Annotated in this window: 10 protein-coding genes and 3 pseudogenes; 5 read left to right on the top strand and 8 right to left on the bottom strand. The window is 66.8% G+C overall.

The genetic code is table 11. The features are described from left to right. Positions 1–15: 15 nt before the first annotated feature. Complete coding sequence (locus WKC72_RS08520) at positions 16–924, bottom strand: helix-turn-helix transcriptional regulator (protein WP_370182301.1); 909 nt, start codon at positions 922–924, stop codon at positions 16–18. A 259-nt stretch (positions 925–1183) separates the two neighbouring features. On the opposite strand from WKC72_RS08520, the pseudogene WKC72_RS08515 reads away from it, so the two are divergent. Beyond that, a pseudogene (locus WKC72_RS08515) lies at positions 1184–1579 on the top strand (carboxymuconolactone decarboxylase family protein); the annotation flags it as partial. A 37-nt stretch (positions 1580–1616) separates the two neighbouring features. Beyond that, positions 1617–2639 (top strand): zinc-dependent alcohol dehydrogenase family protein, encoded by a 1023-nt coding sequence (locus tag WKC72_RS08510; RefSeq protein WP_370182300.1) that lies wholly within the window; start codon positions 1617–1619, stop codon positions 2637–2639. A gap of 95 nt (positions 2640–2734) precedes the next feature. On the opposite strand, the gene WKC72_RS08505 is transcribed toward WKC72_RS08510, so the two are convergent. Beyond that, complete coding sequence (locus WKC72_RS08505; RefSeq protein WP_037237111.1) at positions 2735–3037, bottom strand: hypothetical protein; 303 nt, start codon at positions 3035–3037, stop codon at positions 2735–2737. Between the two features lie 194 nt (positions 3038–3231). Between WKC72_RS08505 and WKC72_RS08500 the strand changes: the two genes are divergently transcribed. Continuing rightward, positions 3232–3357 (top strand): hypothetical protein, encoded by a 126-nt coding sequence (locus tag WKC72_RS08500; protein ID WP_268748106.1) that lies wholly within the window; start codon positions 3232–3234, stop codon positions 3355–3357. A 14-nt stretch (positions 3358–3371) separates the two neighbouring features. Here the strand turns inward: WKC72_RS08500 and WKC72_RS08495 are convergent, their stop codons facing one another. Beyond that, a complete protein-coding gene (locus WKC72_RS08495) occupies positions 3372–4988 on the bottom strand; it encodes an amidohydrolase (RefSeq protein ID WP_370182299.1) in 1617 nt (538 codons plus the stop codon). 36 nt (positions 4989–5024) lie between these two features. Beyond that, the gene (locus WKC72_RS08490) at positions 5025–6395 is read right to left on the bottom strand and encodes an MFS transporter (RefSeq protein ID WP_370182298.1); all 1371 of its coding nucleotides are present in this window, start codon (positions 6393–6395) and stop codon (positions 5025–5027) included. Positions 6396–6518: 123 nt separating this feature from the next. Here WKC72_RS08490 and WKC72_RS08485 point away from each other — a divergent pair, with 123 nt between their 5' ends. Continuing rightward, entirely contained in the window at positions 6519–7448 is a 930-nt protein-coding gene (locus WKC72_RS08485) for a LysR family transcriptional regulator (protein WP_255221629.1), read from the top strand. A gap of 9 nt (positions 7449–7457) precedes the next feature. Here the strand turns inward: WKC72_RS08485 and WKC72_RS08480 are convergent, their stop codons facing one another. Continuing rightward, the gene (locus WKC72_RS08480; protein WP_370182297.1) at positions 7458–8312 is read right to left on the bottom strand and encodes an alpha/beta fold hydrolase; all 855 of its coding nucleotides are present in this window, start codon (positions 8310–8312) and stop codon (positions 7458–7460) included. 68 nt (positions 8313–8380) lie between these two features. On the opposite strand from WKC72_RS08480, the gene WKC72_RS08475 reads away from it, so the two are divergent. Beyond that, positions 8381–8983, top strand: coding sequence for a CGNR zinc finger domain-containing protein (locus WKC72_RS08475; RefSeq protein ID WP_370184293.1), 603 nt, complete (start codon positions 8381–8383; stop codon positions 8981–8983). 48 nt (positions 8984–9031) lie between these two features. Here WKC72_RS08475 and WKC72_RS08470 read toward each other — a convergent pair. The 3 genes and pseudogenes from WKC72_RS08470 to WKC72_RS08460 form a co-directional block, all read right to left on the bottom strand. Further along, positions 9032–10388, bottom strand: a pseudogene (locus WKC72_RS08470) (styrene monooxygenase/indole monooxygenase family protein). Positions 10389–10416: 28 nt separating this feature from the next. Then, positions 10417–11831, bottom strand: a pseudogene (locus tag WKC72_RS08465) (LLM class flavin-dependent oxidoreductase). Next, positions 11828–13066, bottom strand: coding sequence for an acyl-CoA dehydrogenase family protein (locus tag WKC72_RS08460; protein ID WP_370182296.1), 1239 nt, complete (start codon positions 13064–13066; stop codon positions 11828–11830). Before WKC72_RS08460 ends, WKC72_RS08465 begins: the two are co-directional and overlap by 4 nt. Between the last annotated feature and the right edge of the window lie 481 nt (positions 13067–13547).

Below are 13547 nucleotides of genomic sequence, written 5' to 3'. Positions count from 1 at the left end.
CACATATCAGCTGTTTCATAGATTCGTCTCCTTCGGCGCAGCGGCCTGAGTCTTCTGTGGGTCGGTGTCTTCCTGTTGTTGTGCGGTGGCGGCCCAGCTCGCCAGGAGACTGAGTCGTTCCTGGCTCGCTGAAGCGGGTTCGGCGGTGTAGATGAGGAACGAGAGTCCGGGTTCGGCGGTCAGCTCCATGCCCTCGTAGGACAAGGTCAACTCGCCTACGACATGGTGTTGGAAGTTTTTGGTGCCCGAGCCGTGGCGGCGTACGTTGTGCGCGCCCCACCGGGTGCGGAACGCGTCACTGCGTGTGGAGAGCTCACCGATGAGATCGTGCAGTTGCTTATCGCGGGGGTCACGGCCAGCCTCGGTCCGGAGGATCGACACGGTGATGTCGGCGGCGGCTTCCCAGTCGGGGTAGAACTCCTTGGCGCGCTCGTCGAGGAAGCAGAACCGCGCGAGATTGCCCTGCCCCGTCCCGTCGAAGACGCGATCGTAGAACGCGCGACCCAGCGCGTTGGTGGCAAGGATGTCCATTCGGCCATTGCGTACGAACGCGGGCCCGTGAGTGATCACATCCAGTGCCCGCGTGAGGCTCTCCCTGGCTACCCACCTCTTCGGGTTGCGCTTACGCACCGGTTGGGCGGCACCGCCCGCGACGCGGGCCAAGTCGAAGAGGTGCTCGCGTTCGGCGTCGTCCAGTTGCAGTGCTCGCGCGACCGCTTCGAGGACGGAGTCGGAGACCCCGGCAAGGTTGCCGCGTTCGATCTTGGCGTAGTACTCGATGCTCACATCGGCGAGCATCGCGACTTCACTGCGTCTCAGTCCCGCCACACGCCGCTGCCCGGAGACGGTCAGACCTGCCTGCTCGGGGGTGAGGTTCGCGCGGCGGGACATGAGGAACTCTCGTGCTTCACTCCTGTTGTCCACGCTCCAAACGTTATGCCGACGCAGCCACGCAGGGGATGCTCTGGTGGTACACCCCTCATCAGAGACTCCCTCCGGGGACGTTTTGAAGCTGTCATAGAACTTGCAGAGATTCCCCGATGGTGACGATGGCGCCGAAACCACACTTCGCCTGACTTTTCATGGCGTCGATCAGTCTTTGGCGGTCGATGGCGTCTGTTCGCGTCCCTGCCGACCGTCGGCATCGGTGCTTTCCTCACCGATCGCGACGCAGCACAACGGCATGAAGTCGAAAGCAGTGCATGCGAGGAGTCGCAGCAGCAAACGAACTGAACAACGACGAGGCATCCCAGGATGCCGGATGAGAGGAAAGATGATGACATCTGAGAACACGGGTACTGGCTGGACCGGTGGACAGAACGCGTTCGGCGATTTCGCCCCCGGACTCGTCCACTACACCGACAAGGTGCTGTTCGACGAGGTATGGGAACGGTCCGGTCTGTCCAAGCGGGACCGCAGCCTGCTCACCGTCGCCGCACTCACCGCGACGGGTAAGACAGATCAGCTCACCTTCCATCTCGACTACGCCCGCCGCAACGGTGTCACCGAGGACGAGCTGAAGGAAGCGATCCTGCATTTGGCGTTCTACACCGGATGGCCCAACGGCATGAGCGCGATGACCGTCGCCAAGACATCTTCACCAAGGAGAACTGACCATGTACGGAGCCGTCATCCACGCCACTGGGGACGTCCGCTACGAACAGCGCGAGGACCCACAGATTCTCGCTCCGACCGACGCGATCATCCGTCTGGCCGCCTCCTGCGTGTGTGGGTCGGACCTGTGGGACTACCGCGGCATCAACCCCGTCGCCCAACCCACCCCGATGGGCCACGAATACGTCGGCGTCGTCGAACAGATCGGTGACGACGTCAACAACGTCAAGGTCGGTGACTTCGTCGTCGGATCGTTCTTCGCCTCCGACAACACCTGCGAGATCTGTCAGGCCGGTTACCAGTCCCGCTGCGAGCACGTCGAGTTCGCCGGCGCCGGTGGCGCGCAGGCGCATCTGCTGCGGGTCCCTCTCGCCGACGGAACCCTCGTCGCCACTCCCGGCATCCCCGACCCGGATCTAGTCCCGTCGTTGCTGGCCGCCTCCGACGTGCTCGGCACCGGCTGGTACGGCGCCGTCGCTGCCGAGGCCGGCCCCGGTAAGACTGTGGCTGTTGTTGGTGACGGCGCAGTGGGCTTGCTCGCCGTTCTTGCCGCCAAGCAACTCGGCGCCGACCGGATCATCGCCATGTCCCGCCACGAGCCTCGCCAACGCCTTGCCCTGGAGTTCGGTGCCACCGACATCGTCACCGAACGCGGCGACGAGGGCGTGGCCAAGATCAAGGAACTCACCGGCGGACTCGGCGCGCACTCCGTGATCGAAGCGGTCGGGACGCAGGAAGCGATGATGCAGGCCATCCGATCGACCCGCCCCGGTGGGCATCTCGGTTTCGTCGGCGTCTCACATGGCGTGAACCTGCCCGGCGAGGAACTGTTCTACGCCGAAATCCACCTGCACGGCGGTCCCGCCCCGGTGCGCCGGTTCCTTCCCGACCTGATCGACCGGATCTGGCGACGCGAGATCGACCCGGGCAAGGTCTTTGATCTCACCCTCCCGCTGAGCGAGGTCGCCGACGGATACAAGGCCATGGACGAGCGCCGCGCCATCAAGGTCCTCCTCCAACCCTGAGAGCCTCTTCCACGGCCGAGTTGTCGCTTCCCGTCCTTGGCACGGGCGGGAGGGAAGGCGTCTGATCCAACAGTGAGGCAGGCAGGCTGGAAGCCCTACCGCTGTCGGCTTTCCGCAATCCGCGCTTCCGCGATCGCGGTCATGACGCGCTCAGTCATCTCCGGCCACGGTGGTCGCCGTAGCACCGCGATGGTGCCGATCACCGCCGCCGCGAATCCTGTGCATACCCCGATCAACGCGTGCAGGCTGGTGTCGACGGCCGGGATCCACGCGGTATTTTCTGCGCTGACGGAGTAGATGCCGACCGGACGCTCGGGCCGTGAGCCCCACCCTTTACGTGAAACGGTGACAATCACGGTGCCGTTACTCGCCTCGTATGGCTCGCCGAAGACCAGCAAATCGAGTCCTCCTGTCGGGGGTCGTCGGTCCCACTGTGCCCGACGGAACGTCTTTATGTGACCGATCCCGACCATGTTCACGTGGTGGTTACCCAAATCCCCACCGCGGGCATCTACCGTGAGACACGCACGTCATTCGGTATCGCCGACGATCCCGGCCCCTCCCTCGCCGAGCACCTACCTGTGGAGCAGCCATGGAATTCCTGGCCATCATCGTCGCCCTGACCACCGCCATCCTCATCGTTCCCGGCGCCTATCTCCTCCTGTGCGCTGTGATACTCGTCGAACGATGTCGATGCGAAGCCGACCACGACCGGTAGTGGCCACCGCCGTCTCAGTCTCGGGCGTACACCTCCACTCCCCCGACAAACGTCGATTGGACGCCGATTTTCGAGATCTGGTCGTGCGGCACATCCAGCGGATCCTCGTCCAGCACCACGAAGTCGGCGAGCCGGCCCGCGGCGAGTGTGCCCTTGCGGTCTTCCTCGCCGGTGGCAACCGCTGATCCTGCCGTGTAGATCGCGAGGGCCTCGGCCGGCGAGACTCGTTGCGATGCCCCGACGAGGGCACCGTCCCACCCGGTTCGAGTGACCATGCTCTGCATCGCCAGGAGGGGTTCGACTGCCCCACAGGGGAAGTCGGAGGACCCCGCCACGGTGACTCCGGCATCGAGGAACGCCCGGTGTGCAAACATCCGCTCTACCCGTTGCTCGCCGTACCAGTCGATGAGATGGCCGCCATGCTGATGGACGTAGTTGCCGAAGGGGACCGCGATCGCGGAAAGCTCGTGCATGCGTCGCAAGATGTCCTCGTCCACCACACTGCAGTGTTCGATGCGGTGCCGCAGTCCGGGTCGCGGCATTTGCTTTTGCGCGGTTTCGAATTCGTCGAGGACGAGCCGGATGGCGCGGTCACCGTTGGCGTGGACGCAGACTCGGTTGCCGTCACCGTGCACCTTCTGGACCACCTCCGCGAGCTCCTCACGGGTGAGCACCTGGATGCCGTGATGCCCGGTGTCGTGGTCCGGTTCTTCCAGCAGGAGGGTTCGCCCGCCGACAGCGCCGTCGACGAGCGCCTTCACCCCGACAAAGCGCAGGTGGTCGTCGCCGAAACCCGAGCGTAGGCCGAGCCGGTGTACTGAGTCGTAGTGCTCGGCGGCGAGAAGGAATCCGACACGCATCGTCAGCAGGCCCTGCTCGCGAGCCGCCTCGAACAGACGAATATCGGCGGGCCCGGCAAAGGCGTCGCAGACCGAAGTCAAGCCTGCTGCGTGCCAGCGCCGAATCACGTTCCCCAGCGCTGTTATCCGTTCGTCGAGTCCCAACTCGGGTACGACCGTCCTCCCGTCCACATCGCCCTGGGCGTAGGCGAAATCGGTGAGAGCGCGCTCATAGAGAATGCCGTTGAGCCGACCAGTTCCGTCTCGTCCGAAGTCACCTCCGCTGGGCGGTTCCGAGTTGTCGGTGATGCCCCCCGCGGCGAGTGCTGCGGAGTTGACCACTCCCCAATGACAGGCGACATGGAGGACGATCGTGGGAACGTTCCCGGTGACGGTGTCCAGGTCCCAGCGGGTCAGAACGCGACCTTCGGGCATCTTTGCGTCGTCGTAGCCCACCGCGCGAACCCAGCCCTGTGCAGGATCGCCCTTGGCCGCGGCACCGACTTTGTCGAGTAGCTGCGTGAGCGTGGATGCCTGCGAGGGTGACACGTCGAGCTTCAGTTCGTTGTCGGCGGCCATCGCGAGGTGCAGGTGTGCGTCGTGAAATCCGGGTGAGATCACGGCGTCTCCCCGGTCGTCGATCCAGGCGGTGGGGAATTGTCGGAGCAGATCGTTGGTGTCGCCGAGCGCGACGATGCGGTCACCGATCATCGCGATCGCGTCGGCGGATTCCGCAGCGGAGGTGAGGATTCGACGTCCGCGAACGATGCGCGGTTGTTCCGGTGTGTCCATGAGATAGTCCTCGAGTCGTGGTGATGTTGGGGGTGTTCAGTCGACTTCGGCAGCGACGTGACGGTCGGCCGAGACGTTGAGGCTGATATCTGCGGGCTCCGATTGAGGGGCGGGCCGAGTTCGCGTTCGCCGGGCGAGCATGACCACACACGCCAAGGTGAGCAAGGTGAGGGCCACGTGGTACCCCGCCACCATGGCGATGCCGCTGCCGGCGAGGAGCCACTGAGCGATGAACGGCACCATTCCGCCGATCAACGTTGCAGACAACTGGTAAGCCAAAGAGATACCGGTATAGCGGATCCGGGCGTCGAACGCTTGCGCGAGGAAGCTGGCCAACACCGCAAAGTACGCCGGACTCGTCAGAGCACCGAGGGCGAGGCCGACGTAGATCAGACCAATCTCACCTGTGCTGACCAGCGCATAAACAAGCGGGGTCAAGATCACCGTGGCGACCAGCGCCGTCACCATGATTCGCGTCCCCCCGAAGCGATCCGCCAGGAGTGCGCCGATCGGTTGGACGAAGAACTGCACGACCGTTGCCAGCAGCAAGGCCGACAAGATCGTCGATCGGCTGACACCCAGGTCCGTGGTCGTCCACGCAACCATGAACGTGCCCATGAAATAGGCCCCGCCGACACCGATCGCCGCGGCTCCGATTCCGAGAAGGAGAGGGGCGGGAGCGGTTCGGATGGTTTCGAGTGCCGGCGCCTCGGAAATCTCCCCGTGTTCTTTCGCCGCAAGGAATTCCGGTGATTCCTCCACACCGATTCGAATGATCAACCCGACCAGAAGCAGTACCGCCGAGAAGAGGAAGGGGATCCGCCAGCCCCAGGCGGCGAAATCGTCAGCCGGGAGTGTGCTGACCCCCAGAAAGGCCAGGGTCGCCAAGATGTTGCCGACGGGCGATCCCTGTTGCGCGAAGGCGCCGAACAGCATCCGTCGGCCGGGCGGCGCGTGCTCGGCGGCGATCAGCACCGCACCACCCCACTCGCCGCCCAACGCGAGTCCTTGAACCATCCGGAGCAGGATGAGCAGAACGGGGGCGGCGAGGCCGATCGATGCATAGCCGGGCAAGAGTCCGATGGCCGTACTGGAAAGACCCATCAGGACGAGGGTGGTGATCAGCGTCTTCTTCCGGCCGATCCGATCGCCGAGATGGCCGAAGATCACACCCCCGAGGGGACGAGCCAGAAAACCCGACCAGAACGTCGCGAACGAGGCGAGCAGTCCCACGGTCGGCGATGCCGACGGGAAGAACACAGGCCCGAAAGCGAGTGCGGCTGCGGTACCGAAGATGAAGAAGTCGTACCACTCCACCGTGGTGCCGATCAGCGCGCCGAAGCCTGCTCTCCGCGCCCCTCGAAGGTTCGGGACGGCCTCGGAACCCGGGCCGGGTTTAGCGTTCATGCCTTCTCCTCGAAAGATCCGGAGCCATGAGCCGGCTCACAATCATCTGCGTGGAGATAAGTGTGAAGAGTGCTGCTATAACCGTCCAATATCCATTTCGCAGCAGCCCGATGCCTAGGAGGCATGGTGGAGATTCGTGTACTTCGATATTTCCTCGCCGTCGTCGACCATGGGTCGGTTACGGCGGCCGCCCGGGCGGTGCGAGTGGCGCAACCCTCGCTCTCCCGGCAACTCCACAATTTGCAGCAGAAGCTGGGTGTCGAGTTGTTTCGGCGCGGACCGGGCGCTTTGCGTCTGAGCGTCGCGGGCGAACGCTTCCTGCCACTCGCCCGCGACCTCGTGGCGCGGGCCGACCAGGCGAGCTCGGTACTCCGGCACCTCGCCCGCGGCGACGACATTCCGCTGACGATCGCAGCGCCGGCGACCACCATCGCCGACGTCCTCGGACCGTATCTCGCGGGCCGATACCTGCGGTCAGGCCTGAACGACATCATCGAGCGGGATACCCGCACCGTGTACGACGTGGTCCAGCGCGGAGATGCCGACATCGGGATCTCGACGTTCCCACCGCCCGGGTCGATGGAGACCCGGGTAATCGGCCGCGCCCCGGTGTGCGCGCTGACGGCACCCGAACATCCCCTGGCCGGACGGACCCACGTCTTCCTGGCCGACCTCGTTCGAGAGTCGCTCATCCTGATGCAGCGCAACAACGCCGCCCGACTCGCATTCGACACCGCAACCGCCGGCCAAGGCCTCGCCTACGTCGACCCCCGGGTCGTGTCGGTGACGTCTGTGGCCAGAGCACTCGCCGCATCGGGCCAGGGGGTTGCCGTACTGACCGACCAATCCCTCTTCAACCTCGTCCGTGTGCCGATCCGGATCCCCGAGGGCATTCTCGCCGTCACCCTCTATGCGGGCTGGGAGCCCGACCACTTCGCCGCGCCGGCAGTGTCGGCCCTCGTCGATTCGATCTCCGACTACCACCGAAACGTCCTGACGCCGACGGCGGAGATCACCATTACCGACCCGCTGCACACTCCCGACCGACAGTGACACCGGCGCTCACTGCGTGAGGAAGTCGGCGAGAGCCTGCGCCACGAGGTCGGGCTCGTCCTCGGTGAGAAAGTGCCCGGCTTCGGGAACGAACGTTGTTCGCGCCCCGGGGATGCGGCTCGCGAGATCGTCGGCGAACGAACGGTTCAGCCATTCGTCGTCCGCGCCCCACACGATCTGCACCGGCACCTTCACCGTGCCGAGTTCCTCGACGACCTCGGCGGTGTCGCGTTCGTCGAAATAGTGGACCTGGTCGAGGTAACGCTGCTGTCCGGTGGGGCCCGCGAAGGGACCGAGGTAGGCCTCCGCGACGGACGACGGCAGCCGACGACGCGTCGCGGTGTCGAGGTGCGCCTCGATGATGCGCTGGAAGATGTGCGTCGGCATCGTGCGGTACACGTCGAGGTTGCGTTGCATGTGCTGCGCTACCGGCGTCACCCACGGCGAGAGCACGGCCGCGTCGAGGAGGGCGATGCGCCGGACCGGGACTCCCTCGACGAGGTGCGCCCGGAGTACCGCCGCCGCACCGATGTCGTGGCCTACCAGCACAGGCCGGTCGAGTCCCCAGTGCTCGAGCAGCCGGGCGAGCACGCGAGCGTGCGTGCGGATCGCCACCGGCTCGCCGGGAACCGCGGGCGAGTCACCGTAGCCCGGGAGGTCCCAGACGTACACCGTGTTCTGCTCGGCGAGGCGGGGAATCACCGCGCGCCACAGATACGAGGACGAGGGTGTGCCGTGCACCAGGACGACGGGCGGGCCGTCGCCGAAGACTCCGGCCGCGACGGTGGCGCCGTCCACCGTCACCCGGTCGGGAAGGTGCCACCGGCCGGTGTCGGCCGTGTTGGAGATCTGCTGTCGAGTCATGATCATCCTCCGAGACGTAATGGTTAAACTGGTCCGGTAACCATTACGCTAGACGGAGGATGTAAGTGCTGCAACTGACTTTCACCGATTACACCTTCGGGGCATCGGTGGCGACGGCGCTCGTCCTCACCGCCCCGGAGGTGCTCGTCGCGACCGGTGACGCCCTCACCGACGGCGAGTCGCTGCACGCTTTCCTCACCGAGCACGGCATCGCCCCCGGAGACCGGCCTGCGACCGGCACCGATCTGGACGACGTCCGTGCGTTGCGGACACGCGTGCGCGACGTCGTGGCCGCGCCGAACGAGGAGGCGATCGTCGACGGAGCCAACCAACTCCTGCGCGTGGCCCGCACCGTCCCCTTCCTCGCGCGCCACGACGGCACATGGACGTGGCACCTCGAGACCGCACCCGAGTCGACTCTCGCCGACGACCTGGCCGTCGTCATCGGAACGGGCCTGCTCGGAACCGTGGCTTCACTGGGACCGAGCCGGTTCCGGTCGTGCGAATCCCCTTCGTGCAGCGGAATTTTCGTCGACACCAGCCGGGCGGGCCGGCGCCGGTTCTGCATGCCCCAGGTGTGCGGAAACCGCGTCAACGTGGCGAACTTTCGCGCCCGTCGTCGACGCGAACAGCAGGATCATCCCGGAACCGGCCCCGCAGACGCCGGGTGAGCACGTAACTCGGCGGCCACGGGTCCGGTGGGAGACGCTGGGAGCCGCTCAGACTCGGGCCGCCGGAGACGCGGCGAATCCGGCGCTGGGCGCGAACCGTGCGAGCACGTCCTCGGCCGGTTCCCCGGCCGCCGCGGCGATGAACGCGAGAACGTCCTCCCTGGTGTCGATACCGATCAGGGTGTCGGGTTCGGAGAGGAACCCGAACAGGGCCGCGGCGACGGGTTCGCTCACGGTTGCCGCCGGGAACAGCAATTCGGCGTGGACCGCGTACTTCGGGTCGCCGAGGAACAGCCGGGTGACCTCGGCGGCCGCGTGACCCCGTGTGTTCCAGTGCTTCTCGAACTGCTCGGACAGCCAGTCGGCGGTGAACTCGCCCTCGTGCCCGCGGACCGCCTCGACGAGCGCGGCCACCTGCACGGCGGTGTTCTGGGCCCCCTGTCCGGCGAGGGGATCGAACGCGATCGCGGTGTCACCGATCGCCGCGACCACGTGGCCGCTCGTGGTCGTTCCGACCGCGCGGCGCACCGTCGGGGTGACCGCCCCTGTCAGCCACGAGTGCGGGTCGGACTCGATGACCTGCAACCGCTCGATCTCGGGGGCGTCGTGCGGGAAGTAGTCGCGGTAGAAGTCGACGACGGTCTGCCGCGCGGAGTGCACGTCGGTGACCGCGGCGAACCGCTCCTCCCACGGGCTGCCCGGTTTCGCGAAGCCGAGGAAAACTCCACGTGGCACCGGCGTCCTTGTGCAGGTACGGGCCGAGCCAGGCCTCACCGAAATCGGTGTGCAGGTTGAAGAGATTGTGCGCGCCGCCCGCATCGGACCGGTAGCCGAAGGTGTCGGGGCCGTGTCCCAGGCCCTGCAACGTCACCAGCAGCAGTCGGCGCTGCGGTTCGCTGTACACGGTCCGTTCGGTGTCCACCGGGAACAGCGTGGACAGCCCGCCCTTTCCGGTCGCCACGAGCGTCAGATCGTGGTCGGCGGCGATCGCGTCGAGGTCGTCGAGGTTCACCGCCCGGACCTCGAAGCGGCCGCCGCGATCCAGGAACCGGCCGAGCCGGTCGTCGGCCCGCAGTCGCACGTCGACGCCCTGCGCGACGTACCGGAAGTCGGGGTCGAACTCGAGGACGTCGGCGCGGGTGTCACCCTCTCCCGTGTGCAGACGGGTGCTCATCCCGGTCGAGTGCGGACCGTCGGCGTAGAGGTCCTCGATGATGCGGGCGTCGGCCTCGCGGGACTTGCCGAAGTAGACGGCGGTGCCGGTGGCCGGGACGTCGTTGCGCAGGGCGTCGCGGTCGCGGTCACTGTAGAGGGTGACGGCGAAACCGGCGTCGACGAGGCCGAGCGCGGCGGTGGTGCCGGCCAGTCCGGCTCCGACGACGGCGGCGGTGCGGGGTGTGCTCATGGGTTCTCCCGGTGGTTGTGGTGGTCGTTCAGGTGTTCGTGTACGCGCGGTAGCGGTCGGTCCGCGTCGAGAGGTCGCCGCCGAGTCGGTACCGCGCCCCTCGGTGGTCGGTGGGAAGCAGATCGCCCTTCCCGAACAGCTTGTGGCGCAGGGTTCCGTCGGTGTAACCGGTCGGGTAGGCACCGCGGGCCTGCAGCGCCGGCACGACATGGGTGACGACGTCCTCGAACGATCCCGGCGTGATCGCGTACGCCAGGTTGAACCCGTCGACGTCGGTGTCGGCCACCCACTCCTGCAACTGCGTCGCAACGGTCTCGCCGGAGCCGACGAACCGCGGCCCGAGACCGCCGATGCTCGCCCACTCCGCGATGTCGCGGACGGTCCACTCGCGGCCGTCGTCGGCGGCCTCCTGGAATGCGGCCACGGCCGACTGGATGGCGTTGCTCTCGACGTTTCCGATCGGGTCGTCGAGGTCGTACCGCGACAGGTCGATCCCCATCCAGCCGGAGGTGAACACCAGGGCGCCCTCGAGGTCCGCGTATCGCCGGTACTCCTCCTGCTTCGCGGCCGCGGCCTCGTCGGTGCTGTCCGTGATGACGGTGGCCAGCGCGTAGATCCGCGCCGAATACGGGTCGCGGCCGGCGTCGACGAGGCCCGCCGGATCCGTGCGACGGTGTCCTTCAGCACCCGCTTCGACGGCGGCCCCACGAAGATCGCCTCGGCGTTCTCGGCGGCGAACCGCACACCGCGCGGCGACGCCCCCGCCTGGTAGATGACCGGCGACCGCTGCGGCGACGGTTCCGACAGGTGGATGCCCGGAACCGTGAAATGCGTTCCGCGGTGGCCGATGTGGTGCACCTTCTCCGGATCGACGTACACGCCGCGCTCGGTGTCGCGCACGACGGCGTCGTCCTCCCACGAGCCTTCCCACAGCTTGTAGAGCACCTCGAGGTACTCGTCGGCATGGTCGTACCGGGTGTCGTGGTCGAGTTGATCGGCGTCACCGAAGTTCCGGGCCGCGGACGGCAGGTAACCCGTCACGACGTTCCACCCGATCCGTCCCCGGGTGAGGTGGTCGAGGGTGGAGAGTCGGCGCGCGAACGGATACGGATGCTCGAATCCCGTCCCCGTGGTGACGCCGAAGCCGAGGTGCTCGGTGACCGCTGCCATGGCCGAGACCAGCAGCAACGGATCCGCGACCGGGATCTGGGCGCCCTGCCGCAGCGCGGCCTCATCGGTTCCGCCGTAGACGTCGTAGGTGCCGAGCACGTCCGCGATGAACAGGCCGTCGAACAGCCCGCGTTCGAGGAGCCGGGCGAGGTCGGTCCAGTAGCCGAGGTCGGTGTAGCGGTGCGACTGGTCCGCCGGGTGCCGCCACAGTCCCGGCGACTGGTGGGCGACGCAGTTCATGTCGAAGGCGTTGAAACGGATCTGCCGGGTCATGCCGGTGCGCCCGCGTCACGCACGCTCTGCCGCTGCCCGGCGCTCCAGGCGTACGGCAACGGATCACCGTTCAGGACGTACGCCCCCACCGACTGCTGCTTGTAGATCAGAGGGTTGTGCGCCGAAATCGTGCGTGCATTGCGCCAGTGCCGGTCGAGACCGAGTTCCGACGAGGTGACGGACGCACCCCCCACCTCGAACAACTGCGCGGTCGCGTCGAGGACGAGGCCGATCACCACGGACTGCGCGCGGGCTGCAGCCGCCTCGGCGCGGTCCAGGAGTTCAGGGTCCTCACCGCCGGCGTCGAGCAGGTGGTCGAGTTCGTCGGCGACGGCGAGCACGGTCGCGCGGGCGCCGTACGCGGCGGCGGACAGCTTGCCGATCACCTGCTGCACGAGCGGGTCGTGCCGGGGCAGGTCGGCGGCGACGTGGGTGAACGTGCGGGTACGGGCACGAACCCACTCCGCCGTGTCCGCCTCCGCACGACGGGCGATCCCGGCGAGGACGGCCAATTGCACGAGTTGTAGGTAGGACGTCGCGTAGGTGCGGCCGGGCGCACCGTATCCGGGCCCGAGGATCCGGCCCTCGGGCACCACGACACCCGAGAATGTGGTCGTACCGCTCGCGGTGAGCCGCTGTCCGAAACCGTCCCAGTCGTCGGTCTGTGTCACGCCCGGAGCGTCGGCGTCCACCAGCACCGACACCCGCTCGCCGTCGCGGTCGGCCGCGACGAGGATGTGATCGGCGTAGAGACTGCCCGTGCTGTAGTACTTCACGCCGTCCAGGACCCAGGTGCCGTCGTCGCGGCGGCGCAGCGTCGTCTGGTACCGGTCGGCGGCTCCCACACCGGGTTCGGTGATGGCGTTGCCGACCAGTGTTCCCTCCGCCGCCGCGCGCAGCCACCGCTCACGGGCGTCGGTCGGCTCGGCGAGACGCTGGTCCTCGACGAAGCTCCAGTGCACCCGAAGCGCTTGCGGCAAATTCGATTCCGCGGCAGCCAGATCGATCAGCAGACCGAACAGCTGTCGGACCGACGCACCGAACCCGCCGAACTCGACCGGGACGCGCAGGGCACCGAACCGCGCGTCGCGAAGCAGACCCACCTCGTCGAACGGCAACCTGCGATCCCGTTCCCGGCCCAGCGCGCCCTCGGCGATCCGGTCGAAGATCGGATGGAACCGATCTTCGAGTTCGCGGTCGGTCACTGCCTCGGCCTCGATCGTTGAACTGCTCACTGCCCTGCTCCTCGGTGCGTCGACGATGTCGACACCACGATGAAACGGACCGCGTGGGGGCACTACTTACGATCGCACAGAGTCGAACGCGCCCACGGTCGCGGCACGTAGACCAGGATGGGGCCCAGCCCTCCCCCGCAACCGACTTCTTGTTGCAGATGCCGCGAAAAGCGGGAGCGGAAGCTGCCTGGAGCGGCGTGTGCGCCGCATTCTGCGAATAGCGCAGGCCCAGCCACCTGCCTCACAGGCCGAATGACGTTGGCAGTACTCGTTATCGGGCGCGACAAGCGTCTCTTCTCACTTGCAGTTGCCAAGTAAGAGCGATCAATACTCGGCGTGAGCCGAGAATCCGGCGGCCAGAGGCGGATCACTATTTGTATGAGGTTTGAGTCTCGATAGTGCCCACAGCGCGTTGAGCCTGGCGCCATGGACGGCAACGTGAGGCCACACTCCTCACGCCGGGTTGATGTGGAGACGACTT

Source organism: Rhodococcus wratislaviensis, assembly GCF_041228765.1.
GTDB lineage: Bacteria > Actinomycetota > Actinomycetes > Mycobacteriales > Mycobacteriaceae > Rhodococcus_F > Rhodococcus_F wratislaviensis.
The sequence above is the reverse complement of the archived record's forward strand: the minus strand, read 5'-3'. Positions and strand labels throughout refer to the sequence as shown.